The organism is Bacillus sp. z50 (genome assembly GCF_058313585.1).
The window spans coordinates 243,836-269,679 of the sequence record NZ_JBZFQL010000003.1 but is presented as its reverse complement, the minus strand read 5'-3'; the positions used below and the strand labels follow the sequence as shown (position 1 = coordinate 269,679).

Below are 25,844 nucleotides of genomic sequence, written 5' to 3'. Positions count from 1 at the left end.
CGAATAAAAGTAAATAATCCTCAATCACTATAATAACTCCCACAATAGCAATTTCAGCTAATGTTTCATTCCTACAAATCTTGAAAATCTGCTCTGTACCATCTTTTTTTCAAAGGAAATGCTTTGCAAGACTTCTTGATAAAACCCTACCCATTCAAAATAGGTAGAAGTCCTTCTTTCATCGTTTCAATATATTTTCTCTCCAGAAAAAAGAGAGGACTACATGCCCTCTCCAATATATTATACTATTTTTGGAAGATAAAATTTCCTATTTAACCTTATAATACTCGCAATACCAATCCGTAAACTTCTGTAATCCTTCCTCAATGGAAGTCGTAGGCTTAAATCCAACAGCTTTTTGTAACTGGTCTGTAGAAGCATAGGTAGCAGGTACATCGCCTGGCTTAATTGGTTCAAATATCTTATCAAACGTAACTTCTCTTCCCAATGATTTACTTAGAGCTTTCTCAAGTGTTCCAATAAACACCATCAATTTTTCAGGATTGTTATTCCCAATATTGAAGACCTTATGAGGAACAGTCTCGCAACCATCTGGAGGGTTATTTAGAAGGCGTTCTATACCCTCAACAATATCATCTATATAAGTAAAATCGCGGTATAAGTCATTCTCAAAATCGCCATTATTAAAAATCTTAATAGATTCCCCAGCAAAGTACTTATCTGTAAAACCGAAATACGCCATATCTGGTCTTCCCATTGGCCCATAGACTGTAAAGAAGCGAAGTCCAGTCGCAGGGAATTTATACAGATGACTATAAGTATAAGCCATTAATTCATTTGACTTCTTAGTCGATGCATAAAGGGAAACAGGGTTATCTACAAAGTCCGTTTCTTCGAATGGAACCTTTTTATTTGCTCCATATACAGAACTGGAGGATGCATAAACAAGGTGATCCACTGGATAGTATCTGCAAGCTTCAAGAATATTATAGAAACCAATAATATTGCTTTGAATATATACATCTGGATTTTCAATCGAATAGCGCACACCCGCTTGTGCAGCTAAATTTACCACAATATTCGGCTTGTACTCTTCAAATACTTTTGTGACTGTGTCTTTTTCAGAAATATCCCCTTCAATAAAAGTAAAGTTGTCAAAAGGTTTCAATTGTTCTAGGCGCGCGTATTTAAGATTCACATCATAGTAATCATTTAAATTATCAATTCCGATTATCTTGCATCCTTGTTCCAGTAATTTCTTTGATAAATAGAATCCAATAAAACCTGCTACTCCAGTAATAAAGTAAGTTTTATTTATGTCCAACTGGTTGTATGCTTGTGTCAATGTGCCAACTCCTTCACTGCCTCGTTACCTGCAGGGATTCCTATTTTTCTACCAATGGAATGATATTCAACTCCTGCTTCACTCATTTCGTCTACTCCATAGATATTCCTTCCGTCAAATACCAAGGAAGTTCTCATCAGATTTTTATAAGCCTCAGGAGTAACTGCTTTTACTTCCCCCCATTCCGTAAAGATGAAGCATACATTTGCATCTTTTAATGCTTCTTCAGGACTGGATACATAAGTTATACTCCCTTTTCCGGTCTTACCTTCTGGGTATACTTTAGCAAAGTTCTCTGCTCCAACTGGATCAAAAGCATATATATCTGCCCCTTGTTCTAGTAACAAAGGAATATTTTCTAAAGAAGCAGCTTCTCTTAAATCATCTGTACCAGGCTTAAAGGTTAATCCAAGTGCTGCTACCTTAAGACCATTAAATGTTATAAGTCTTTTAGTAGCTTTTTTATATAGCATAGTCTTTTGCTCTTTGTTCACATCAATTGCTGCCTTAATAGTTTTAAGTTCATAGCCATTTTGTTTAGAAATATACTCAAGAGCTTTTGTATCTTTAGGGAAGCACGATCCACCAAAACCTATTCCTGCATTTAAAAACTTACTTCCAATTCGCTCGTCATAGCTCATCCCTCTTGCGACATCCTTAATATCTGCACCAACTAATTCGCATAAATTAGCTATATCATTCATATAGGATATTTTAAGAGCAAGGAAATCATTTGAAGCATATTTAATCATTTCAGCTGATCTTCTATTAACTGACACGATTGGCAAGTGGAATGGCTCATACATGTTCTTCAACATTTCTTCAGCCCATTTGCTTTCCGTACCGATAATGACTCTATCTGCATATAGAGTATCATGTACAGCTGAACCCTGTGCCAAGAATTCTGGATTTGATGCAACTTCCACCCTTACATCATTAACTAGGAAATCATTGATAAACTGCTCTACTTTATCATTTGTTCCAACTGGTACAGTTGATTTAACAACAACCAGACAGTCTTTTTCTACTGATTCAGCTATTTGTCTAGCAACAGTTGCAATATAGGATAGATTAGCAGATCCATCTGGTTGTTCTGGCGTTCCAACGCCAATAAAAATAGCATCAGCATCTTTGTATGCTGAGTGATAATCTGTTGTATAATCAAGTCTACCAGCAGCGTAGTTCTTTTGCATTAGCTCTTCCAATCCTTCTTCATAGATTGGTGAGATACCAGATTTCATTATCTCTACTTTCTTCTTATCTACATCAACACAAGTTACCTGATGACCTTTTTCTGCAAAACATACACCTGCCACTAAACCTACATAACCTGTACCCGCTACAGCTATTTTATACATACTCTCTCTTCCTTCCATCATATTTATATTGAATATTTAGATTATGATAAGGATCTGCCATTATCACTTTCAAAATTTCTTCCTTTTTAAACTCACTTTTTTAAGATTAGGATTAAATTATTTTTTTATTGAACCTAGGTTAAATCTACATTTCTGATCAAAGTTATCAAATCCTTGCAGTCATCAGAGTAATATTGTTAATGATACTTTTGTAGTCCAAATTCACCTTATCTGATAGATAAAGAAATATTTACTTTATGGATTTCTTTATATATAAGTCTTATTATTTCTTTATCAATCTATCTTCGTTAGAAAGTATGTATTCTTTCTTTTCTTCAAAACTTAATCCTTGAGTAGTCATAGCAAAATCTTTATATTTTCCTTTAAAATCTTTGATATTTCCTATAATTTTTGCTGGGTTACCTGCGATTATTGATCCTCTTTCTATAAAACTCTTTGTTACTACACTTCCGGCACCCACGATAATATTATCTGCCAATTCCACCCCTGGTAAAACCAAACTATTTTGACCTATAAAGCAATTATCACCTATTTTTATCCTTCCAAAAATATCTGTAGAATTAGGTATAATTTTTATAGAAGAATTATCATGAGTTATAAATTTTACCCCTGTACTAATTGTTACATTATTCCCAAACTCAAGTAAGTATGGTTCTGCTGAACTTGGTGGCGAAAACGCCCTCATATTATTTCCTATTTTCACCCCGCTATTTCTAAATCTTTGCACGTATAATTCCATAGTATCTTTTTTTAATACCCTCTTATAAAAAATCATTTTAATTTTAAATAATATTCTATTATACAATGTAAAAATCTCCTTCAATTAATTTAAAGTGTAAAAAAAATAATTAACAAAATTCACCAAATAAGATTATTCTCAAATTGTACTTATAAAATCAAAATATAAAAGGACACTTCTACAAGACAAATATATGACAATGATCAATAGCACTTTCTTCATTAAGGGTATCAAATACTGGCTTATTTCAACTTGAGTTGCCCTAAAAACATAACAAAAATAAATTATTTGAATAACAATAAAAGTAATACTTAAGAGCAAGAGACTTATATAAATATTATTAAAAACCACCGCTCCTATAGTAATCCCTATAAAAATACCGAATATTTGAAATACACCTGAGTATAAAAGATACTTTTGCTTATCTATAACAGTAGCAATGCCGTTAACTGCCATTGAAAGAAATAGGAAAAAGGCATAGAGCGACATTATTCGTAAAATATTTGCGGAAACTGAATATTCATCACCGAATAAAATTTTAACACCTATATCCCCTACACATAACATCAAAATAATGGGGACAAAAGAAATTTTCATAGCTTTATCCAAATAGTTTAGTGTGAATAAGCCCAAATTTCCTTTTTCTCTCTTGATTTCAGCAGCCTTCTGAAAAAACACTTTCCCTAATGAACTAGCTAAAAATGTAATAGGCATATTTAATACTCGTATCGCCACAGAGTAATATCCTAACATTTCAGAGCCAAAATTTGCACTTATTAAAAATGTAGGTAATTGTCCTTTAAACTGCATCAGAATATTTGAGGGCATTTGAAACATAACATAATGTTTATTATTTTTTAAGATTTGTTTGTAATCATCAAAATATAATTGAATAGCAACTTTCGGTAAATGTTTTTTCATATGAAGAACCGAAAACAATTGACCTAGAATCACACTTAAAAAATAACCATACTCTTGAAATCCCAATAGACCAAAAGACAGTCCAAAAATAGTAATTACAGTATTATTCACTAGCGGATTTTTCATTAAAACATCATATTGTTTTCTTCTGTTTAACCATGTATGACATACAAGGACCTGCTGAGAAATGAAAGTGAAAAATATTAAGATTATAATAAACGTTACGGTCTTGTTACTTATACTATTAGTTGATAAATTTATAGTATATAGGCCAATACCTACTATAGAAGATACAAAAAGACTTATTCTAGATATTATCCTATATAATCTCGCGGCATCTTCTTCACTCTCCTTCATCATAATAGCATTGGTTAATCCAAGATCTGAAAATGATATAAGAATAATAGAGATTGAATTGATTAAAGCCCAATCTCCAATTATCGATGGACCATATAATCTCGTAAATATTGGTAGTGTCATAAATGAAATTAGTTGACTTAATATTGTACCTAATGAAATTTTACCTGCACTGCTTAATTTATTTATCAAAAAAGATTTATAGGTTTTCATGATACTTCTACCTTATTAGTGTAATTATTTTTTATATTTCCTTTTGCACATAAGCTAGACAAAACTGAGAGTAAAACAATATAAGGTAGACTAAGATAACTAACAACTGCAAAGTCATTAATTAATAATGAAAAGATAAATGCAATGCCAAATATATAAATTGATTCACTAGATACTTTAAATAATTTATAAAGTTTCTTAGTTAGCAAGAAAATACAACTGTAGTAAATACTAAATCCAAAAATACCTGTTGATGCTAGTAATTCTATATAATTATTATGTGCATATAGTCTAATTCCGACCATTATATCAGCATAGTCTCTAAAAGCTCCAAATCCATATCCAAAAAGAGGATATTCCTTAAAACACTCAATAGCACTTTCTATTAGTGTCTGCCTAATATTAAAAGAATTATCTATTTGTCCACTTCCTACTATGCCAGCTATAAAACCATTCATTCTTAATCCTACTGTAGAGGCAAAATGTTCATTTTGCAGAAGTATAAAATATAAAATAATAAGAGAAACAATGCCTATCAGTATTTTTAATATTCCTATTACTAATTTCCTTTTGTTTCGAGAATTTAAAATTGTATAACCAATCCAGAATACAATTGGTATAAATATCGCCTTTCTAACAGCAGTAAAAACACAAATTGTATAAAGGAAAGCAATTAGAAAACTCAAAAAGACTTTTTTATACACTTTCTCTTGTTTATTTAATAACCAAAATGCTATACAAATACTTATCATTAAATAATAGGTGTAGGCTGTATATTGACCACCAAAAGTATTGTAACCAATTCTGGTCCACTGATTAAATCCATCTAAATCTTTTAAAACCACTACTATCGATAAAACTGTTGTGCTTGTTAAAAATAATTTAAAGATTTGTTCTATTGCATATAAATATCTCGAATTATTTATTAAAAACCAAGACAATGATACCGCATAAATAAAGTATGGGGTAACTTCTATTAGTATTGAATAAGTAGAGGTGGTATCATTTGTGAAATAGCTGCTAATCAAGCCATATATAATCAGTAGAAAATAACTTATATTAAAAATGGTAAAGGGAATCTTACTATCCATGTTAAAACAGAAAAGCATTCCTAATACAGATATACTCATTAAAATCAGAGTAAATAAATTTGAATTCATTAAAAATTGGAATGGAATAATAAATATGCCCAGATATAAAATGTTAAATTTATTAAGATTAAACTTCATAGTATCTTGTCCTTATAAATTATCAATCATCTATTTTGTCTAAAATAGGGATTTTATACAATGACTCAGAATTCAAATACTCTTGAGATCCCTGATTTATAAAAGATATTCCCGAACTATCTATTACATTTATATAATCTTTATACTGTTCACTCCCATTATAATAATTACCTTTGTTAGATATTTCCCTATATTTAGGCATATCACTAGGTAGGAATTTATAATGTAAGAGTGCAGTATAACATTTTGTGTTTTTATTCGGTCTATAAGGAAATGAAAAATGGGAATTTCCTTGTATATCACCCTCTACAAAATAAAAAAGAGGATACTTTGTTAACCATGGTTCCTGATTAAATATCCTACCACGAGGACCTCCAGTCACCAAATCTAACGTATCTCTTTCTATCTGATTATAACTATATAAATCGAAATATTTACACTCTTTAATATATTCACCGTCTTTATTCCCCAATAGATAAAATGAATCCTCTGCATACATATCTATCATCATTGCCCGTAGTCGTTGTATAGAATTCTCTTCACAAAAATCTAAAAGAGTATCAATACTCTTATTCTCCATATTTTGAAATGCAAATAATTCATCTGAATCTACAACTATATACCACCTATTTATACCGTAATATGCAATGATCCTATTTATCCACGCTTCTCTTTTATTTGTTGTATATTTATCTTCGATTAAGAATAAGTCTACATCTTTTTGCTTTTCCAACCATTCTTTGGTTCCATCTGTGGAACAATTATCAATTATAGCGAAATGTTTAATACCTAAATTCCGATGATGTTCTACCATTTTTTTTATCTTTAATAAATCATTCTTAACCACAGAAATTAATATAACTCTTGATTTCAAATTTGTTTGTTCTGTTGATTTCAATAATTTAATGTTATTTTTAAAGAATTCTAATGCAACTTCATATTTATCAGGGTGCGCATTTAAAAATTTCCCAAAAGATCTATACCATCTGTACGCATCATCTTTTATCGCTAAACCCTTGTCTGTATTATTGGCTTTATATTTCTTATAAATAACCCTTAATTTTTTTTTAAACTTTAGTAGTTTCCAAGGATATTTATATCCTAGATGTTCTCTACAATATATCCGAAATCCTAACGGAAAACTTTTAAAAACAATTTTCAACATATTTACACACCCTAAATTAATTATTGACCAAAGTAAGATTGCAATTGTATAAATATAATTATATTAATTTCTTATGGAAAAACTCTTAAATCATCCAAAAGATGTCAAATAGCTCAATCCTCTCTAATTTTTACACCAATAGAATAATTTGAATATATAATAATATAATTTCTTATTAAAATGAAAAAGAGCTACTCTATATTTATTTTTTTTACTATAACCCTTACCTTTCACAGAGAACTTATTTAATAGGCATGAGTATTCTTCCTTGTATAAACCTGCAATTTGAAATGCATTCAAATATTTACTAACTAAGCTATCAATGAGTAACTTTCTTAATTCGTCATCTTTTATTAATGTATATATTTTCTCTAACTCAGAACATATCCTAATAATATGTTTTGCATTCCTAATCTTATTATCAGAGGTAGTTATTGAACCATCTCTTATTAAATAGTTATAAAACAAAAAATCAGTTCCAATAACTTTAGTAGCTTTTAAAAATACCCTTGGTGTAAACTGTTCATCTTCATGGAGTAAGCCCACTTCAAATTCCAATTTATTTTTTATTAAGAATTCCCTTTTATACAAATTTAACCATGCCGCCATATACATAGTTCTTGTTTTCAATTCATTTTTCAAATATTGCTTTCCTGTGACTTCTATATCTCCCGTTATATATTTATGCTTCATTTGTACTTGCTTCTTATTTTCAATTCTTATTCCATTTCCTACAACTATATCTGGGCTTTTATTAATAATCACAGAAACAAACTGTTCACATGCCTTTTTCTCAATAAAATCATCAGCATCAACAAAGAGAATATATTTGCCTCTCGCATTCCTTATACCAACATTCCTTGCATCGGAAAGTCCACCGTTCTCTTTATGAATAACTTTAATACGAGAATCTATACTCTCATAGTAATCACAGATTTCCGGGCAGTTATCTGGGCTCCCATCATCCACTAAAATAATTTCAATATCTTTGTATGTTTGTTGAATTAAGCTATTTACACATTTTTCTATATATTGTTCTACATTATAAATTGGAACTACAATTGTTATTATAGGATTCATCATATCACCTTTTTACACTTCTTATACCGTCTATCATAAGTTGAAATGCCTCCCAAAATGTCTTAGAATCTTTAAATAAGTTCCTGTGACGGAAGCAATACTGTAAGCAAAGTAACCAACCAAACTTTTTAGAAATATAGTAAAACAAAACTCCTCGATCCATAAAATACTTATCTGTATAACCTTCAAACCATGTTGATTCTCTTGAATCTGTTAGACTGGCAATGTAGTGGGGAACTGCAATTATATTTAATTTTTTCTTTAAGCAATCATTTAAAAATAAAGTATCTTCACCGTTACTAAATTCTGCTCCCCCTCCAAAATGGAGATTAAAAGTTATTCCGTTCCTAGTAATACTTTTGGTTCTAAAACATATTCTAGTTGCGCCAAATCTCATATAATTATAAAATCTCACTTTAAACTTTTTTTTAATGAGAAATCTAGATTGTGAATTTTCCCTTAAATTAAAAACTATAACATCAGCTTTTGGATTTTCTCTGAAACTCTCTTCAATTATCCTACTATAATTATCTTCTAAAATTATATCATCATCTGCAATAAGACATATTTCAGATTTTGCCCTCATTAATGCATTGTTACGGTTTAAACCCACTCCTTTTTCTGAAAAGGATAAGTATTTCACATTATGCCCATTATATTCTAATTCCTCGATCTCATTCCTATCACATTGATTAGCCACAATAGCATCAGATTGAATATTTATTTTATCTAATAAACTATGATCTTTTTGGCCCATAGTGGCTACCAATACCTGTAAACTCATTAATTTTCTCCTTTTTAAAACCGTTATTTAATTTTAAAAACTTTTATAATTATCCATAGTAAAATATGAAAAATTGAGCGAATGATTGATAAATTTTCTATTTCCCTATACAATACCCAGTGGTATTTAATCAAATTAATTTTATTACTAGAGATTGAATTCTTTCTAATTCTATATTTCATCAGTACATCATTCATTCCATATATATACTTTTCCTTTTTAAGTATTTGGAGCCATAAAGCATCATCATTTCGCTTTCTTATATTTGGAACAACGAACTTGCCTAGTTTTTGAACATCGTAGATAACGGTGGAATTTCCGATAGGGCAACTTAATAGAACACCATTATAATTCGTTTTAATTTTTGTCTTTATTACTGTTTTTAAAGGAATACTATTTTTATCAATCTGTTCATAAGCAGTACATGTAAAAGCATAATTATTCCTTTTCATAAAAGAGATTTGTCGCTCTAATTTGTCCTCACTCCATAGATCATCACTGTCCAAAAAAGCCATATACTTACCCTGAGCCAAACCCATTGCTTTGTTTCTTGCAATTGCTGCTCCCGAGTTTTGTTTTAGTAAATAATATTTTATACGGTTATCTTGTTTACTATATCTCTCTACCACTTCCTTTGTATTATCAGTTGAACAATCATCTACAATAATCATCTCCCATTTCTTATATGTCTGTTTGATTACTGATTCTATCGTTTCACTGATATATTCACCACAATTATAAGTAGGTGTTATTATTGATACTGTATCGTTCATTACATCCTAACCTCGTTCTTATTTTAGCAATAGTACAGCGTTCTCACTTCTTTATCTTTATAATCGCAAATACTGTTTTAATCATCGTTTTAAGATCATCCATAAAACTAAAGTTTTCCAGATTTTTTAGGTTGCACCTCATTTTCTCTGGTAAAATCTTACTGACATAAATTTCGTCCACTTCATCAGTATTGCTTAAAAGTCTACCCTCATCCTTATACCGAATACTCGCTTCAGAAGTAACACCTGCTGGCAATAATAATGTAGCCATCATTTCCTTTGTATAATTTTCTACGTATTTTACAACTTCTGGTCTTGTCCCTACAAAGCTCATATCACCAGAAATAATGTTAAGCAATTGTGGAAGTTCATCAAGCCTAAGTTTTCTTAAAACCTTACCCACTTTTGTAATCCTATTATCATTTTCAGTAGTTACCTGTTCTCCAAGCCTATCGGCATTATTTACCATCGTTCTGAATTTATAGATTCTAAATTGCCGTCCGTATTGCGTTACCCTTATCTGCCGGAACATAACTGGCCCCTTTGAATCCACCTTTATAACCAAGCCTATAAATACGAAAAGAGGAAATAAAATAATTAGAAATAAGCTAGCAAATATTATATCGAAAACTCTTTTGATAAATATCTCAATCCGTTTTTTATCTAATTTATCATAGTACTTCTTAACCTCTTCATTTTTCATGTTATTAGGTAATTCATCCCATTTTACTAGTAACAATATTAATTACTCCTTCCTTCTAATCCCCCTTTTTTATTATTAGGTCTATTTACATACCTCTTTAATTATCAATTTTAAATTATCTATTATATACACTACATCCTCATTACTTAAGGTAGTATTGAGAGGAAGTGTAATCTCATTAATATACTGATTATAAGCATTTGGATAATCTTTAATATCAAACCCTAAATTCCTATAGGCCATAAACATAGGTAATGGCTTATAATGCACATTACAAGCAACTCCTACCTCAGCCATCCTATCTATAATTGTATTTCTATCTTCCTCACTTATTCCAGGGATTCTCATCAAATAAAGGTGGCCCGATGAGGTAAATTCATCGCAAAAATGTTTTAAACAATCTATACCTAATGGCAATAATTCGTTATCATATCTTTTAATAATCTCTCTACGTCTATTTAAGAGACCTTCATATCTATCTAATTGACTCAATCCAATACCAGCTACAATATCTGTCATGTTGCATTTATAAGCTGGATAAACAATATCATACTCCCATGCACCCTTTTGTGATTTAGAAAACGCATCTTTTGATTGCCCATGAAGACTGTATAACATGAATTGCCTATAAAGCCACTCATCATTAAGTCCGCGGTCATTTCTCCATACAACGCCACCTCCTTCAGCTGTTGTTAGATTTTTCACAGCATGGAAAGAGAAACAAGTAAAATCAGCAACTTGACCGCACTTCATTCCTTTTCTCTCAGCACCAAAAGCATGTGCTGCATCTGCCATCACAATTACTCTATTAAATAAATATTGAAGTTCATTATTAGGCTTAAATAGCCCTTTTTTTCTCTCTATTATTTCATATATAGTATCGTAGTCGCACATCTTACCACCGATATCAACTGGTATGATTACTTTTGTCTTTTCCGTAATTGCTTCTGCAAGTTTTGAATAATCCATTTCATAGGAATTTGGTGCAGTATCAACTAGTACAATCTTTGCCCCAACATGTTCTATAACAGAAGCAGTAGCAGTATAAGTATAGGCTGAAGTTATTACCTCATCTCCCGGGCCTATACCTAAAATACGGAGAGTAAGTTCCATAGCCGCTGTTGCAGAATTTAAGCAAACTGCTCTATTAACCCCGATATATTTTGCTATCTCTTTTTCAAATTCTTTTGTCTTTGGCCCAGTTGTAATCCAACCAGATTTTAATGCTTTTATAACCTCTTCAATTTCCCTGTCAGTTATATCTGGTGGAGAAAACGGTATATTTCTTAATTCAATATCAATCATTTTACAATCCTCTCTTTTTTTCCTTAGAACAAGATGAAATAGACTTTTACTTTTAGACAATTATGTTGAATTCTATCCTAGCCTTTTTCTATCATGTACACCGTTCAATCAATGTCACATGACTTAATTATTTTCCTTTCAATAATCTAGAATCCAACAATATCAATAACATAAGAAATTTATTTATAAGAAATATCGATATTTTTTCGTAACTTTAGAACCATATTATTTAGTTATCTAATTGCGTTGAAAAATCGACTATACTTTTGCGTCTTTTTAACTAATTTTCAACTAACCACTAATGAATAATTCTTATTAAATTTAGTATTAGCAATTCTAACAAGTGTATCCTTCATCTCAACCGAATTCTTATCAAGAAGCGTTTCAATTACATCATAAAGTTCTTGCTTGTCCATAGGCTCTGCCTTACCAATAAAAATCTTCGGAAACACTTGCCGCTTCTGAACCTCATCCTCATTAAGAAGCTCTTCAAACATTTTCTCACCAGGCCTTAATCCAGAGTATTTTATTCCAATCTCATCTACCGTATAGCCAGAAAGAGTGATAAGATTTTTAGCCAAGTCAACGATTTTGACTGGTTCTCCCATATCCAAAACAAATATTTCTCCTCCACCAGCTAAAGCGCCTGCCTGTATTACAAGCCGCGAAGCCTCCGGAATCGTCATAAAATATCTCGTGATATCAGGATGTGTAACTGTTATAGGACCACCAGCTTGAATTTGTTTCTTAAACAAAGGAATAACACTGCCTCGGCTACCCAATACATTTCCAAACCGTACCGCGACAAACTTCGTCTTGCTTTCTTTCGCCAAATTTTGAATAATCATCTCCGCAAAACGCTTCGTAGCTCCCATGACATTAGGTGGGTTTACTGCCTTATCAGTTGAAATCATTACAAACGTACTAACACCAAAAATATCTGCGGCTTCTGCGACATTTCTCGTACCTATAATATTATTTTTCACAGCTTCTTTCGGATTAAATTCCATCATCGGCACATGCTTATGAGCTGCCGCATGATAAACTACATCCGGCTTGTACCGATCCATTATTTCAAAAATCCTCTTCCGATCCTGAATATCAGCAATAATAGGAATAATTTCTATCGATTCACCGTATTGTTTACGTAATTCCATATCAATTAGATAAATGCTATTTTCTCCATGTCCCAACAAAAGGAGTTTATCCGGAGTAAACTTGCATATTTGACGACAAATTTCTGAACCAATCGATCCACCAGCACCGGTAACCAGAACAGTTTTTTCTTCTACATAATCAGAAATGCTATCAATATCCAGATTTATTGGATCACGCCCTAATAAATCTTCAACCTCAACATCTCTAAAATGCGTGACTGAAACATTACCCGACATTACCTCTTCAATCATCGGCATAATTTGTATCTTCGCTGTTGTTTTCGTGCATTCCTCATAAATCCTCTTTATTTCACCCTTTGACATAGATGGAATCGCTATAATGATAACTTCAATATCATGTAAATCAACAGCCATTGGAACAGCGGCAGTCCCGCCCACTACCGGTAATCCATGGAATTGAAGCTTTTGCTTATTCGGATCATCATCAATAAAGGCGACGGGTACTAAATTAGCATCCATCTTATGAAGCAGATGTCTCGCTATCATTGTTCCAGCTGTACCAGCTCCGATAATCAATGTACGCTTTTTTGTTTCATCTGATGTGTTGATATATCGATCTCTGAATACTCTCCACGAAAAACGCGACCCACCAATCAGGAGAATATGTAGCATCCAGGTAATTCCCAATGCTCGTACATAAATATCTTGAAAAATAATTAATTGAATGATAGCAGTCGTTAAAATCGTAAATGATACAGCTTTTACAATTGCAATTAACTCACGTATACTCGCATATTCCCATGCCTTGTTATAAAGTTTATAAACAAATGCATACAAATGATGGCTGAGCAATAATGCCAGAGAGGTGGTCAATAAGGTTTCCATTCTGAAAATTTCTAAATACGGATGAAGGACAAGGTAACTACAATATATAGCTGTCAACACGATAAGGGAGTCTAATAAGACCAATGTGGTCAACCTTTTTCGATATGTCACTTTCTAACCTCTCTCCTCAAAAAAAGACCGATACAAAGTCCGGTCTATCTCCAAAATAGTTTATTTTTTTATTAAATTTAATTTTTCTTCCATAAAACGCAATAAATCAGCGCGTAATGTTTCATCCTGTAGCGCAAACTCAATTGATGTTTCAATAAAACCTAATTTTTCTCCTACGTCATATCGTTTTCCGTTGAAATCAAACGCAAATACCCGTTGAATTCCATTTAACTTTTGAATTGCATCTGTCAGCTGAATCTCTCCTCCAGCACCAATATTTTGCTCTCCCAGAAATGCAAAGATTTCCGGTCGCAGTATGTATCTTCCCATGATAGCTAGATTAGATGGAGCCGTTCCCTTTTCCGGTTTTTCCACAAAACTCTTCACCTGATAACGGCTTCCATTTTGCTCAATCGGATCAATAATGCCGTATCGATACGTTTCTTCCATTGGTACATGCTGCACACCGATAATAGAAGAAAGGGTTTTTTCAAATTCATCCATTAACTGACGAAGGCAAGGTTTGTCTGCCTGGACAATATCATCACCAAGTAAGACAGCAAATGGTTCATCTCCAATGAATTTACGCGCACACCATATTGCGTGTCCCAATCCTTTTGGTTCTTTCTGGCGAATATAATGGATATCGACCTTGGAAGATGCCTGTACTTTTTCGAGAAGATCAAACTTACCCTTTTCCATCAAGTTATTCTCTAAATCATACGCATGATCGAAATGGTCCTCGATGGATCTCTTTCCCTTACCGGTTACGATAATAATATCCTCTATTCCAGATTCAATCGCTTCTTCAACGATATATTGAATTGTCGGCTTATCCACAATCGGCAACATTTCCTTTGGCATTGCTTTTGTGGCTGGTAGGAAACGCGTTCCAAGGCCGGCAGCAGGTATAATTGCTTTTCTTACTTTTTTCAAAATTGTTTCTCCTTCCAAAGGTTAAGTAGATACTTATAGCTGTAAATTCTTTTTTTTTTGAAAAGTACATACAAAAGAGTTAGACATTTTATTTAATTTGTTTAATAATTTTTATTGATTGTATAAGTTATCAATACTTTAAAATACTTATCCTTATATAAATTAAAAACAGGGCATCTAACCCACCCTCACACCATCCTATCGATGACTTTGCATCTAAGGAAGCTTCTTGGCTCCCCACAGCATGGCCGAGTGCCTCCTTTGATAAAGGCTAGGAGGCATCACCTTCATGACTCATCATTAAAACAGTCCAAAAAACTTACGCTTTCTGACTGGCTGCGGCATTTCTCTCATGATTGTCTGCCCGTTTATGAGTAACTCTGCATTTTCTTGAAAATAATAGATTTGATCCAATCCAAACTGTTTCTCCAGTTCATCCAACGCTTCGTTCATCCAGAACTGTCTGGACGAAACATTGTGCGCATCAGATGCTATAAAATGGATAAGATTTGCTTCAATGAAATCTATAGATAACCTCTTGATCTTCTTACCGAATTTACCAACAATACTACCACTCGTGATTTGCGTACTGACACCCTGTTGTACAAAGTCGTATAGTAAGTTCGGATTTTCAAGAATGGCTGCATTCCGTTCAGGATGAACCAATATAGGATTTATTCCGCGTTGGAGTAAATCAAAAAATAAGGTATTGGCATACCTGGGAACATAGTTTGAGGGAAATTCTATTAATAGATAGGAAGAATCGTTCACAGTTTGTATGAATCCCTGCTCCATATCATCAAGCAGTTCCCCATAAACTCGTACCTCTTGGCCTGGTAAGACTGTTAGAGGTATTTGGTTCTTTCCTAACTCTTCGTTTAGTAGTTTAACTGAGGATAGAATATTTTCTTTTCCGTTTTCGTATTTTCCATTTTTATGATGAGGGGTTGCAACAATAGTCTCTATGCCATTACTAACGGCTAGGCTAGCCATATTTAATGAGTCTTCCAAACTTTTAGCCCCATCATCAAGATTCGGTAATATATGACTGTGTATATCAATCATTCTTGCGCAACCCCTTAGTTAGTGTAATATTGTCGTATACTGGATATGCTTCACTCACACCCGAAGATAGTATCTATAGAAATACTTTAATGATTACCATAGTAATAATAGGTATTATCTTTCATTTGTTTGTTATTAAGAACCGCACCAAGAATTTTAGTACCCGTTTTAGTCAATAGTTCCTTTGTTTTGATTGCATCCTCTATCAGAGTTTTTCCACTGCTGACTACCAACACAATACCTTGGCAAAGACTTGAAATAATCTGGGCATCCGTTACTGCTGTTACAGGCGGAGTATCAATAATAATCAAATCATAGTCATTCTTCGCCTCGTTAATCAGCTCTTTCATTGCTTTAGATGACAATAACTCTGCTGGATTTGGAGGTATTGGGCCACTCGTTAACACATGCAGACCAAGCGGTTCAATAACATTAACAGCTTCTTCTAAACTCGAATGTTTCGTTAAAACACTTGTTAATCCAAAAGTATTTGTAAAAGAAAACGTGTAGTGTGAAGAAGGCTTACGTAAATCGGCATCAATAAATAGCGTACGTTTTCCCTGTTGGGCAAAGACAACCGCAATATTAGCTGCAGTGGTTGATTTTCCTTCTGCCGGTCCAGCAGACGTTACTAACATCGTTTGAATCTCTTCATCAACCGAGGAAAACTGTATGTTTGTCCGAAGCGTACGATACTGCTCTGAGATCGGCGATTTTGCATCCCACATGGTGATTAGTTTTCGTTGATTTCGATTTCCTGTTTGTTTTCCCTTATTACGCGCCATGCTGCCCACCTCTTCCTGATCGCTTCGTTCTTGCTCTCGCTTCTATTTGCGTATTATCCGCTTCAATAACACCAATCACACCAATAACCGGTAAATCAAGGATTCTCTCGATATCCTGCTCGGTTTTAATTGTATGGTCCAAATGTTCCATCAAAAATGCTAACCCAACACCGACCATCAATCCTACTACCATCGCAATCGCAATATTAAGTAATGGCTGAGGTTTAATCGGTGAATCATTATCTGAAACCTTTGCTTTCGCAAGGATGCTGACATTATCTACATTCATGATTTCAACGATTTCTTCTTTAAAAACTTCTGCTGTGGTATTGGCTATTTTGGCAGCTATGTGTGGATCCTCATCTGTAACTGATACGTTTACTACCTGAGAGTTCTGTTCACTTGCTACCTTAATTTTTTCAGTGAGCTCGTCTACTGATAGCTCTAATCCAAGTTCCTTAATTACCTTATCCAATATAGCTGGACTTTTCATAATGACATTATATGTTTCAATGAGTTGCAGATTTGTTTGAACCTCATTGTAGTTATACGCAGCTTGGTCTGTTTTAGCCTGATTAACAAGTAGCTGTGTAGAAGATTGATAGATTGGAGTCAAAATAAAAAAGCTTGTTACTCCGCTTATCAAAATGGCCAAAACAGTAATCATAGCGATGAACCATGCGCGTTTTTTTAAGGTTGCAAACAAATCCTTCAAGCTAATAGTTTCTTCCATTTCGTCCTCCGATTAAAATAATAATATATATTATACTACAATATCTTTTTTAGCACCTTACTTTTTATGTAATTTTACAAAATACTGATTAAACTTGTAAAAATAGTGGATTTTTATTTTAATTCAAAAAATATATAATATATTATTAATTATATTATTATAATAAATTTGTCAATGTGGAGGATGATGAAAATGAAATATATAACAACGCTTTTACTTACCTTATTCACTATCATTGTTTTAGTTTTCGGACAAACCAGCTGGAACAATCAAATTGAAGAAACTGTAGCGATGGAGAGTGAAAAAAAGCCAACTGAACAAAAAAAAGAAATGAACACAGAAAAGAGCATCGGCTCTTTATATAAGAATGTTAAAAACCAAGAGTTAAAGAACGCACTTGAAAAAGGAATCAGTAAGCATGAAAAAGCTAACGTTTTGATTGCAGGTTCCAAAGCATTGGGGAATCAAGATAACGGCCTAGGGAAAACGATTAGTCAGGAATTACAAGAAGAATTTGAAGAGGGCATCGCGGTAACTTATATAGAATTTAACGGTACATCCACTGAATTAATAAACGAAGGTCTAATCAGCGATTACCAGGATGCTAACCCTGATGTTCTGATTCTTGAAGGTTTCACATTGGCAGATAACGGAGTCGTGGAAGTGGAGGAAAATCACAAAAATATTTCAACAATTATCCAAGAGATGAAGTCTATCAACGAAGATCTTTTTGTCATTCTGATGCCGCCTCACCCTATTCCAAACGCAATCATCTACCCACAACAAGTAGATGCCTTAAAGGAATATGCAGCAGATAATAACATCACGTATATTGATCACTGGACAGAATGGCCTGATTATAATAATGAAGCCGATTTGATGGAGTATTTGAAAGAGGATAAAAGCGCTCCGAATGAACAAGGAATTCAGATTTGGAGTGAAGAGGTTTTTGAGTTGTTTGGAATTTAAAATTGAGTGGGGGATGGAATTAACTCCCGTTCTACTTATTTATGGAATATGACGTGATTGATGGGTTGGAAAGAAACCTATATTAGGAGTTCCAGAATAGAAGATTTTTGAGGTAATTACGCAGAAAAGGATATTTTCAATTTCTCCGCTTGTTTACTTTCTATTATTTTATTCAGGGAGTAAAATGGAGTATCAAAATCAGTTTCACTTCAATACACTTTTTGTACTCTTACTTACATAATATTAGAGGTAAGAGTACACTACTTACTCTTCTCATTAATATTAATTCACATAAAAATAAACCCTCCAAAATAAATGGAGGGTTAAATCATACTACTATTTGACCTTATAATAATCCACATACCAATCCGCGAACTTTTGCAAACCTTCCCCAATAGAGGTACTTGGTTTAAAATCAAATGCATTAGCAAGTGGAGTTGTATCTGCATAAGTCGCATATACATCACCAGGCTGCATCGGAAGATATTCTTTTTCAGCTACAATTTCTCTGCCCGCTGCTTTGCTTAAGCATTTTTCCAAGGTTTCAATGAAATACATCAATTGTTCAGGATTTGAGTTACCTATGTTATAAACCATATGAGGTACACCATTTTCATCCTGTACCGGTGGATGATTGAGCATTCTTTCCATTGATTCGATAATATCATCAATATAGGTAAAGTCCCTCATCATATCGCCCTGATTAAAGACTTTAATAGGTTCACCTGCAAATATCTTGTCAGCAAATCCGAAGTAAGCCATATCCGGTCTACCCAATGGGCCGTAAACTGTAAAAAAGCGTAATCCTGTCGCCGGGATCTTATATAAGTTGCTATAAGCCCGAGCCATTAATTCATTACTCTTCTTCGTGGCAGCATATAAGGAAACCGGGTCATCAGTTCTATCTTCCACTGAAAATGGTGTCTTCTTATTTGCTCCATAAACTGAACTACTGGATGCATACAATAAATGCTCTACAGGCGTATTACCAGTATCATAGGAATGACGGCAACATTCTAGAATATTATAGAAGCCAATTAAATTCGAATTAATATAGGCCTCCGGATTTGTAATACTATAGCGTACTCCTGCCTGTGCTGCCAGATTAACCACAATATTAGGCTGATGCTGCTTAAATACATTTTCCAATGCAATTTTATCTGATAGGTCAATTTTCAAGAATGTAAAAGATGGATGATCCTGTAATGAACTTAGCCTATTCCTTTTCAATTTAATATCATAGTAGTCATTTAAATTATCAATACCAACCACACAACATCCTTGTTCCAACAATTTCTTAGATAAATAAGAACCTACAAAACCAGCAGCACCGGTTATAAGATAAACCTTATTAAGATCTGGTGTTTTGTAACTCATGATTTCCCAACTCTCTTTTCGCATCTCGAACAACTGCTTGTCTTCCAATGGAATGATATTCAACTCCAGCCTCATGCATATCATTGACATCATATATATTTCGTCCATCAAATACTAAAGAGGTTCTCATTAGTTCTTTGTATTTATGAGGCGCCAAAGCTTTAACTTCTCCCCACTCCGTAAAGATAAAGCAAACATTAGCATCCTCAAGTGCCTCCTCTGGATTACCTACATATGTCATCGTACCTTGACCATTAGCTCCTTCAGGATACGATTTAGAGAAATTATAGACACCTACTGGATCATAAGCATACACGTTAGCTCCATTTTCCAACAACAGAGGAATATTGTCTAAAGCAGGGGCTTCTCGCAAATCATCAGTTCCAGGTTTAAAGGTTAATCCCAGCACAGCAACCTTAAGTCCATTAAAAGTGATGAGTCGCTTGCTCGCTTTTTTATATAACATTGTTTTTTGCTCTTTATTCACATCAATGGCAGCCTTAATAGTTTTCAACTCATAACCATTTTGCCTTGCAATATACTCCAAGGCTTTTGTATCTTTAGGGAAACATGAACCTCCATAGCCAATGCCCGCATTAAGAAACTTACTTCCGATTCTTTCATCATAGCTCATACCTTTAGCAACATCCTGTATATCAGCCCCAACTAATTCACACAAGTTAGCAATATCATTCATATAGGATATTTTAAGAGCCAAGAAGTCATTGGATGCATATTTAATCATTTCGGCTGATCTTCTGTTAACAGAAACAATGGGCAGATGAAATGGCTTATAGATTTCCATAAGCATTTCTTCTGCCCATTTACTTTCGGTTCCAATAATGATTCGTTCTGCATGTAAAGTATCACGTACCGCTGATCCTTGCGCTAAGAACTCGGGATTAGAGGCAACCTCTATCTTTACATCATTCTTTAAAAAATCATTAATAAACTGTTCAACTTTATCATTTGTCCCAACCGGAACAGTAGATTTAACAACAACCAAACAATCCTTTTCCACATTTTCAGCAATTTGCCTTGCAACAGTTGCTATATGGGAAAGATTTGCTGATCCATCCGGCTGCTCTGGAGTTCCGACTCCAATAAAAATGGCATCTGCCTCTTTATAAGCCGATTCATAATCAGTTGTATATTCCAATCTTCCTGCAGTATAATTCTTCTGCATCAACTGTTCTAAATCTGCCTCATAAATGGGCGAGATGCCTTGTTTCATTTTATTTACTTTTTCTTGATCAATGTCAACACATGTAACTTGTTGTCCCACTTCTGCGAAGCATACTCCTGCGACTAGACCGACATACCCTGTACCTGCTACGGCTATTTTATACATTATTTCGCTTCCTTTTTTATTTATTGTTTAAATCTATAGATATATTAATAAGTTAATTTTTATAATTCTGAAATGTATTTTTTTGTTTCACATTTGGATATTCCCCTAAATCCCCAGCCGCTTTTTCTATTATAGATTTAAGTATATATATAATGATAATAGGTAGAACTATATGCTTAGTTACTTGAGCTAATAAGGTGGCCAGGTCTGCCCGATTTAAATAAACAATAATTGGGATAGATGATATATATATTGCTAACCACATTATACTGTTAATAGCTTTAATATATAAAAATTTAACAAATAACCCCAAGGCAACGAACACCATTACAACACCAAATATACCAAAATTTATATATCCCTCTCCCACTAGAGTAAATCCATTACCCCCTCCTCTTGCAACCAAGTTAGGATAAAAGGTTTCATTAAACCATTTTAGAGCGGAATCTGAACCATTAAAAAAGGCTACTTGTATATCCCACAAAAAAGTTTCTCCTTTAAAATAGGACCAAGTAGCTTTTTCATTTACTAATACATTTAGGTTTCTTGATGCAGCAATAAATTCACTTCCTAAAATTTCATAAAGTATACTTTGTTCTTCCCCCTCATTAATCGTATCTTTATCAAAAGCTGCACTTTTTAAATCCCCTAATACAGGAATAACCAACAATATAATTAATCCCATAACAATAATTTTTTTTCTTGGTATCTTTTTATATAACATATGAGTAAGGAATAGAATGCTAAGAATAACTTTTAGTATTAGGTCACGTTCACCAATAATTAATAATGCAATAAAGGAATAAATAATAGTAAAAATCATCAGGTTCTTAGGGTACTTCTTTTTTATCACCAAACTATTACCCATTAATAAAATAAAAGTTAATATATATATAGAAAAAAATGGTTTTAAAATACTAATTGATGATTGATCTAAAGCTATAGAATATTTACTGTCTAAACCATTCGAATATATATAGACAAGATAAATTATTGTCAATAATAATGAAACAAAGTGTGTTGGATATAAAATTATCTCTAAATTCTTTAATGTTTCCGCCCTATTTATTTTGTTATACTTATAATTCTTGGTTCCAAAGACCATTATAAAAGATACCAAGCCTACCCATTCCAACAACATTGTTTCTTTTAAACCATTTCTATATAAAATATCTCCAGTTCCCACTAAAATAGGTACAGAAGCTGAGTATAAGAAAAATAATGGAGGGAACCAAGTTAATGGATGAAGTAAGTCAAGCTTTGAAATAAACATTGATAACATTACCAAAATAGCTAGGCCAACTATTCCTCCCCATAATTCGTCGGTATATTGAAGAAACAAGAAAGATATTAATACAAATACAATTAAAATGAAATTGAATAAATAACTAATTTTAATATTCAAAAGATCCCCTATCTTCTAATGTATATTTGTTGCACCCAATTAAAACTATACTTTACGAGTAAAAAATATTGTTTAATTTAATATTTAAACATTAGTATCTATAACTTTCTTGACAAATTTATTATTACTGATTGCCTTTAATTTTATTGTCACAAAAATAGCTCTTAAAACTAGTTGAATACTATTTGTTATAATAATTGTATAACAAGCACCCAACATCCCATATCCTTTAATTAATAAGTATCCTGATAATAAATTTATAATTAATACGACTATTGATATCTTAGGTTGTACGCTAATATAATTCAAAGCTAGTAACGCTGTATCAAAATTCCAGCTAAAAAAGTTAATAGCCAAGCCAATACTTAAAAGTAATAACACATTGCTGTAATCAGAATAGCCAGAACCATATACTATATTTAAAAATACATCACCAAAATAATAAGAAAATCCAACTAATAAAACACCCAAAGTTAAAGAGAAAACATTTAATTTTATAAATATATCTCTTTTTACAGCTTTATATTGTTTTAACTTGATTTTTCTGGATAATATCGGTAAGAAGTTTTGAGAAACAGCTGTCATCATAGTATTTCCTATGACTAGAATATATGACAACGCAGAAAAATATCCTAGTACTTCCGTTGAAACTAAAAACTCTAAAAGATACCTTGGATAAAATGAATTAAAAGAAAAAATCATTTGTACAAAACCTAACGGCAATCCAATTATAATTATTTTTCTTATATTACTAAATGTGAATATACTCTTTTTTAGATTATATCTTAAACTAATCTTTTTTATTTCTACAAATACCAAAAATAATATTTGTACAATAAGTTGTACAAGCAAAGAAATCAAAAGATTTTCTGTTAATAATAAAATAATAAAAAAAGCAAAAAAGGTAATTATATGTTTCAAGATCATTATTTTACCTATATAATTTATATCTTCATTTTTATGTGGTATCGCATAATACATATCGGATTGTAAGTCAAATATCTTAGATAATCCTACTAGGATAATTACATAAAAATATTTTGGATATATAAAAGTGGCAATTAAAATCAATATGATCAAAACAAATATATTTAACAAATTTCTAGAAAAAATATAATCACTAAAACGGTTGTTATCCAACGTTATAAATAATGATCGTAATTTCATATTTGAAAACAGGACTATGGGAGAACTAATAGCAAATGCTAATGAGTATGCTCCTACATCCTCTGGTGTTAATATCCTTGCTATAACAATTAATATTAGCCATTTTGTAAAAGAAACCAACAAATTTGAACCAAAACTCCAAGATACATTTTTTATTATTCTCATTTATTTTACTCGCTTTGATTATATTAATTACTTAAGATTAATCACTAATGAGGATTATCGCTATTTATCATTCTGAATTTTCTTTTATCTCATAGATTGTAGTCTCTCGCTTTTGCATAATTATTTTGTCAGAAGAATATGATCCTTTTAAAATAGAACCCGCTGCAACAACACAATTATCTCCAATAGTAGTACCTTTTAATATGACACAACCAGAACCAATCCAAACATTATTCCCTATAGTTATAGGTGATTTTTTAAACTTTCCAATTGGTATACCACCTCTTACCCTAAAATCATGATCATGATCATAAACTAAAACATTGGGACCTAATTGAGTATTTGAACCAATAATGATCTGCTCCATACTATTAATCAAGCATCCATTATTAAAAAATGAATTATCACCTACAATTATTTGACCTCCATCAGATACTCTAAATTCTACATTTCTTCGTGTTCCAACCTTTCTTCCGAAGGATATATTCCCCTTTCCGTTAATAACAAATTTTGTTGAGAGCGAGATAATCTGAAGTGGATGGAATCTAAATCTCTTTAAATAAAAAATTTTCATAATACATAAATACAGGAATGCAAATAATCTCCTTAAGAATGATTTAATATATGTCAAAAATCAACTTCCTCCTATCTTTGTTCCTTAAAATCGACAAAAAACTGTTTTCTTCTTTTTTCAATTATCTCTTTATCGTACTTTTTAGATTCATTATAATTACGTTTTGATTGTGTTAATAATGTATCTTTATTGAGCTTTTTTAATATCTTACATATCTCATTAATATTATTTTTAGTATTACTAAATATGAATTGACTATCTAATAATTCTGGTATACCTGCTGTTCTCGCTCCTATTGCTGGTAGACCTCTACTCATTGCCTCAATTAATGCTCTTGGCAAACCTTCCTGTCTACTCGGTTGAATATAAATATCTATGGTTTGCAACCAATTAAAAACACTATCGTGTGGCATAGAGCCTAATAACTTTACTTGGCTAACTACATCATGTTTTTTTGCAATTGTTAATAGATAATTTGGGTCCCCACCGCCAACAAGTTGATATTCAATATTAGTGATACCTTCTTTCTTCAACCTACCGATTGCTTCTATAACATACTGTTGACCCTTATATCTAACATTTACTGCTGCAGTGGTGCCAAGAATTATTTTAGATTCATTATGTTTCTTTTTTATCTTATCTAATCTTTTTGCAAGAATTAAATTATCAAATTCTTTTAATGCTACATTAGAACAGTTTACATTGTAACCTTCCGTGGGGTACCTATTTTGTAAGAATTCGTTTGTCACATAAACTACATAAGGAGCATCTCTAACACGTTTTTTTGTGGCATAAAACATAGAAGGAGCTATAAGTTTTCCCTGTAAACTGTGATTCCAAAATGCATCCCATGGACATGCAACTAATTCCACCAAATAAGGTTTATTGTATTTTTCAGCATAATCTATTGCTACAAATCCTATAAAACTAGGTAACCTCGCAACTATGTAATCAGACTTTATTACGGCTTCTTCTATTACATTCTTTGCTTTTTTTCTAAATATAATCCCCTTTAAATTAGATATATTGGGACACTCTATAACCTCAAAAGGAGAAACAGTTATTTTAGATAAATTTACCTCTGCTTCGACTTTAGTAGTTTTTTCCACTCTAATTACCACAGAGAGTTTATCAGCTATACCATAATAGCGTTTAAAAGTTTCATCATTATGAGCGGTTCCATAGTAATCATTGTATTCATCTCTTCTTAATGGACCATCATGACAAAATAGTACATCCATATTATATA

Annotated in this window: 23 protein-coding genes; 1 reads left to right on the top strand and 22 read right to left on the bottom strand. The window is 32.4% G+C overall.

Annotation, left to right across the window (positions count from 1 at the left end; translation table 11 throughout):
• Positions 1–268: 268 nt before the first annotated feature.
• The 16 genes from AC4G3N_RS10700 to AC4G3N_RS10625 all read right to left on the bottom strand — a co-directional run bounded on the left by AC4G3N_RS10700 (position 269) and on the right by AC4G3N_RS10625 (position 17,587).
• On the bottom strand, positions 269–1,306 hold the full coding sequence (locus tag AC4G3N_RS10700; protein ID WP_491090183.1) for a GDP-mannose 4,6-dehydratase: 1,038 nt from the start codon (positions 1,304–1,306) through the stop codon (positions 269–271).
• Positions 1,303–2,664, bottom strand: a complete 1,362-nt coding sequence (locus AC4G3N_RS10695; RefSeq protein WP_491090182.1) for a UDP-glucose dehydrogenase family protein — start codon at positions 2,662–2,664, stop codon at positions 1,303–1,305. Before AC4G3N_RS10695 ends, AC4G3N_RS10700 begins: the two co-directional genes overlap by 4 nt.
• Positions 2,665–2,947: 283 nt before the next feature.
• Entirely contained in the window at positions 2,948–3,490 is a 543-nt protein-coding gene (locus AC4G3N_RS10690; protein ID WP_491090181.1) for an acyltransferase, read from the bottom strand.
• 72 nt (positions 3,491–3,562) lie between these two features.
• Positions 3,563–4,915 carry a lipopolysaccharide biosynthesis protein gene (locus AC4G3N_RS10685; RefSeq protein WP_491090180.1) on the bottom strand — a complete coding sequence of 451 codons (1,353 nt, stop codon included), beginning with the start codon at positions 4,913–4,915 and terminating at the stop codon, positions 3,563–3,565.
• Positions 4,912–6,144 carry an O-antigen ligase family protein gene (locus AC4G3N_RS10680; protein ID WP_491090179.1) on the bottom strand — a complete coding sequence of 411 codons (1,233 nt, stop codon included), beginning with the start codon at positions 6,142–6,144 and terminating at the stop codon, positions 4,912–4,914. The genes AC4G3N_RS10685 and AC4G3N_RS10680 overlap by 4 nt, the downstream gene beginning before the upstream one ends.
• Positions 6,145–6,166: 22 nt before the next feature.
• The gene (locus AC4G3N_RS10675; protein ID WP_491090178.1) at positions 6,167–7,309 is read right to left on the bottom strand and encodes a glycosyltransferase family 2 protein; all 1,143 of its coding nucleotides are present in this window, start codon (positions 7,307–7,309) and stop codon (positions 6,167–6,169) included.
• Between the two features lie 123 nt (positions 7,310–7,432).
• Positions 7,433–8,392, bottom strand: a complete 960-nt coding sequence (locus tag AC4G3N_RS10670; RefSeq protein ID WP_491090177.1) for a glycosyltransferase — start codon at positions 8,390–8,392, stop codon at positions 7,433–7,435.
• Position 8,393: 1 nt separating this feature from the next.
• Positions 8,394–9,173, bottom strand: coding sequence for a glycosyltransferase family A protein (locus tag AC4G3N_RS10665; RefSeq protein WP_491090176.1), 780 nt, complete (start codon positions 9,171–9,173; stop codon positions 8,394–8,396).
• A gap of 23 nt (positions 9,174–9,196) precedes the next feature.
• Complete coding sequence (locus AC4G3N_RS10660) at positions 9,197–9,946, bottom strand: glycosyltransferase family 2 protein (protein WP_491090174.1); 750 nt, start codon at positions 9,944–9,946, stop codon at positions 9,197–9,199.
• Positions 9,947–9,989: 43 nt separating this feature from the next.
• Positions 9,990–10,649: a sugar transferase gene (locus AC4G3N_RS10655; RefSeq protein ID WP_491090294.1), complete on the bottom strand. Its 660-nt coding sequence runs from the start codon at positions 10,647–10,649 to the stop codon at positions 9,990–9,992.
• An 81-nt stretch (positions 10,650–10,730) separates the two neighbouring features.
• Positions 10,731–11,954, bottom strand: coding sequence for a DegT/DnrJ/EryC1/StrS family aminotransferase (locus tag AC4G3N_RS10650; protein WP_491090173.1), 1,224 nt, complete (start codon positions 11,952–11,954; stop codon positions 10,731–10,733).
• A 287-nt stretch (positions 11,955–12,241) separates the two neighbouring features.
• A complete protein-coding gene (locus tag AC4G3N_RS10645) occupies positions 12,242–14,068 on the bottom strand; it encodes a polysaccharide biosynthesis protein (RefSeq protein WP_491090172.1) in 1,827 nt (608 codons plus the stop codon).
• A gap of 60 nt (positions 14,069–14,128) precedes the next feature.
• The gene (gene galU / locus AC4G3N_RS10640; RefSeq protein WP_491090171.1) at positions 14,129–15,004 is read right to left on the bottom strand and encodes a UTP--glucose-1-phosphate uridylyltransferase GalU; all 876 of its coding nucleotides are present in this window, start codon (positions 15,002–15,004) and stop codon (positions 14,129–14,131) included.
• 300 nt (positions 15,005–15,304) lie between these two features.
• A complete protein-coding gene (locus AC4G3N_RS10635) occupies positions 15,305–16,069 on the bottom strand; it encodes a tyrosine-protein phosphatase (RefSeq protein WP_491090170.1) in 765 nt (254 codons plus the stop codon).
• 86 nt (positions 16,070–16,155) lie between these two features.
• Entirely contained in the window at positions 16,156–16,854 is a 699-nt protein-coding gene (locus AC4G3N_RS10630; protein WP_491090169.1) for a CpsD/CapB family tyrosine-protein kinase, read from the bottom strand.
• Entirely contained in the window at positions 16,844–17,587 is a 744-nt protein-coding gene (locus AC4G3N_RS10625) for a YveK family protein (RefSeq protein WP_491090168.1), read from the bottom strand. The genes AC4G3N_RS10630 and AC4G3N_RS10625 overlap by 11 nt, the downstream gene beginning before the upstream one ends.
• Positions 17,588–17,779: 192 nt before the next feature.
• Between AC4G3N_RS10625 and AC4G3N_RS10620 the strand changes: the two genes are divergently transcribed.
• Entirely contained in the window at positions 17,780–18,556 is a 777-nt protein-coding gene (locus AC4G3N_RS10620) for an SGNH/GDSL hydrolase family protein (protein WP_491090167.1), read from the top strand.
• A gap of 336 nt (positions 18,557–18,892) precedes the next feature.
• Here the strand turns inward: AC4G3N_RS10620 and AC4G3N_RS10615 are convergent, their stop codons facing one another.
• The 6 genes from AC4G3N_RS10615 to AC4G3N_RS10590 form a co-directional block, all read right to left on the bottom strand.
• The gene (locus tag AC4G3N_RS10615; RefSeq protein WP_491090166.1) at positions 18,893–19,933 is read right to left on the bottom strand and encodes a GDP-mannose 4,6-dehydratase; all 1,041 of its coding nucleotides are present in this window, start codon (positions 19,931–19,933) and stop codon (positions 18,893–18,895) included.
• Entirely contained in the window at positions 19,908–21,284 is a 1,377-nt protein-coding gene (locus tag AC4G3N_RS10610; RefSeq protein WP_491090165.1) for a UDP-glucose dehydrogenase family protein, read from the bottom strand. Before AC4G3N_RS10610 ends, AC4G3N_RS10615 begins: the two co-directional genes overlap by 26 nt.
• A 52-nt stretch (positions 21,285–21,336) precedes the next feature.
• The gene (locus AC4G3N_RS10605) at positions 21,337–22,689 is read right to left on the bottom strand and encodes an O-antigen polymerase (RefSeq protein ID WP_491090164.1); all 1,353 of its coding nucleotides are present in this window, start codon (positions 22,687–22,689) and stop codon (positions 21,337–21,339) included.
• Between the two features lie 84 nt (positions 22,690–22,773).
• Positions 22,774–24,021 carry a lipopolysaccharide biosynthesis protein gene (locus tag AC4G3N_RS10600; RefSeq protein ID WP_491090163.1) on the bottom strand — a complete coding sequence of 416 codons (1,248 nt, stop codon included), beginning with the start codon at positions 24,019–24,021 and terminating at the stop codon, positions 22,774–22,776.
• A 67-nt stretch (positions 24,022–24,088) separates the two neighbouring features.
• Entirely contained in the window at positions 24,089–24,652 is a 564-nt protein-coding gene (locus tag AC4G3N_RS10595; protein WP_491090162.1) for an acyltransferase, read from the bottom strand.
• 14 nt (positions 24,653–24,666) lie between these two features.
• A complete protein-coding gene (locus AC4G3N_RS10590) occupies positions 24,667–25,836 on the bottom strand; it encodes a glycosyltransferase family 4 protein (protein WP_491090161.1) in 1,170 nt (389 codons plus the stop codon).
• Positions 25,837–25,844: the final 8 nt, after the last annotated feature.

What these genes read in the sequence shown, in the direction of transcription:
- AC4G3N_RS10695 (WP_491090182.1), bottom strand. Translation starts at nt 2,664, where the DNA reads ATGTATAAAATAGCTGTAGCGGGTACAGGTTATGTAGGTTTAGTGGCA.
- AC4G3N_RS10685 (WP_491090180.1), bottom strand. Translation starts at nt 4,915, where the DNA reads ATGAAAACCTATAAATCTTTTTTGATAAATAAATTAAGCAGTGCAGGT.
- AC4G3N_RS10680 (WP_491090179.1), bottom strand. Translation starts at nt 6,144, where the DNA reads ATGAAGTTTAATCTTAATAAATTTAACATTTTATATCTGGGCATATTT.
- AC4G3N_RS10675 (WP_491090178.1), bottom strand. Translation starts at nt 7,309, where the DNA reads ATGTTGAAAATTGTTTTTAAAAGTTTTCCGTTAGGATTTCGGATATAT.
- AC4G3N_RS10670 (WP_491090177.1), bottom strand. Translation starts at nt 8,392, where the DNA reads ATGATGAATCCTATAATAACAATTGTAGTTCCAATTTATAATGTAGAA.
- AC4G3N_RS10665 (WP_491090176.1), bottom strand. Translation starts at nt 9,173, where the DNA reads ATGAGTTTACAGGTATTGGTAGCCACTATGGGCCAAAAAGATCATAGT.
- AC4G3N_RS10660 (WP_491090174.1), bottom strand. Translation starts at nt 9,946, where the DNA reads ATGAACGATACAGTATCAATAATAACACCTACTTATAATTGTGGTGAA.
- AC4G3N_RS10655 (WP_491090294.1), bottom strand. Translation starts at nt 10,649, where the DNA reads ATGAAAAATGAAGAGGTTAAGAAGTACTATGATAAATTAGATAAAAAA.
- AC4G3N_RS10650 (WP_491090173.1), bottom strand. Translation starts at nt 11,954, where the DNA reads ATGATTGATATTGAATTAAGAAATATACCGTTTTCTCCACCAGATATA.
- AC4G3N_RS10635 (WP_491090170.1), bottom strand. Translation starts at nt 16,069, where the DNA reads ATGATTGATATACACAGTCATATATTACCGAATCTTGATGATGGGGCT.
- AC4G3N_RS10630 (WP_491090169.1), bottom strand. Translation starts at nt 16,854, where the DNA reads ATGGCGCGTAATAAGGGAAAACAAACAGGAAATCGAAATCAACGAAAA.
- AC4G3N_RS10625 (WP_491090168.1), bottom strand. Translation starts at nt 17,587, where the DNA reads ATGGAAGAAACTATTAGCTTGAAGGATTTGTTTGCAACCTTAAAAAAA.
- AC4G3N_RS10620 (WP_491090167.1), top strand. Translation starts at nt 17,780, where the DNA reads ATGAAATATATAACAACGCTTTTACTTACCTTATTCACTATCATTGTT.
- AC4G3N_RS10615 (WP_491090166.1), bottom strand. Translation starts at nt 19,933, where the DNA reads ATGAGTTACAAAACACCAGATCTTAATAAGGTTTATCTTATAACCGGT.
- AC4G3N_RS10610 (WP_491090165.1), bottom strand. Translation starts at nt 21,284, where the DNA reads ATGTATAAAATAGCCGTAGCAGGTACAGGGTATGTCGGTCTAGTCGCA.
- AC4G3N_RS10600 (WP_491090163.1), bottom strand. Translation starts at nt 24,021, where the DNA reads ATGAGAATAATAAAAAATGTATCTTGGAGTTTTGGTTCAAATTTGTTG.
- AC4G3N_RS10590 (WP_491090161.1), bottom strand. Translation starts at nt 25,836, where the DNA reads ATGGATGTACTATTTTGTCATGATGGTCCATTAAGAAGAGATGAATAC.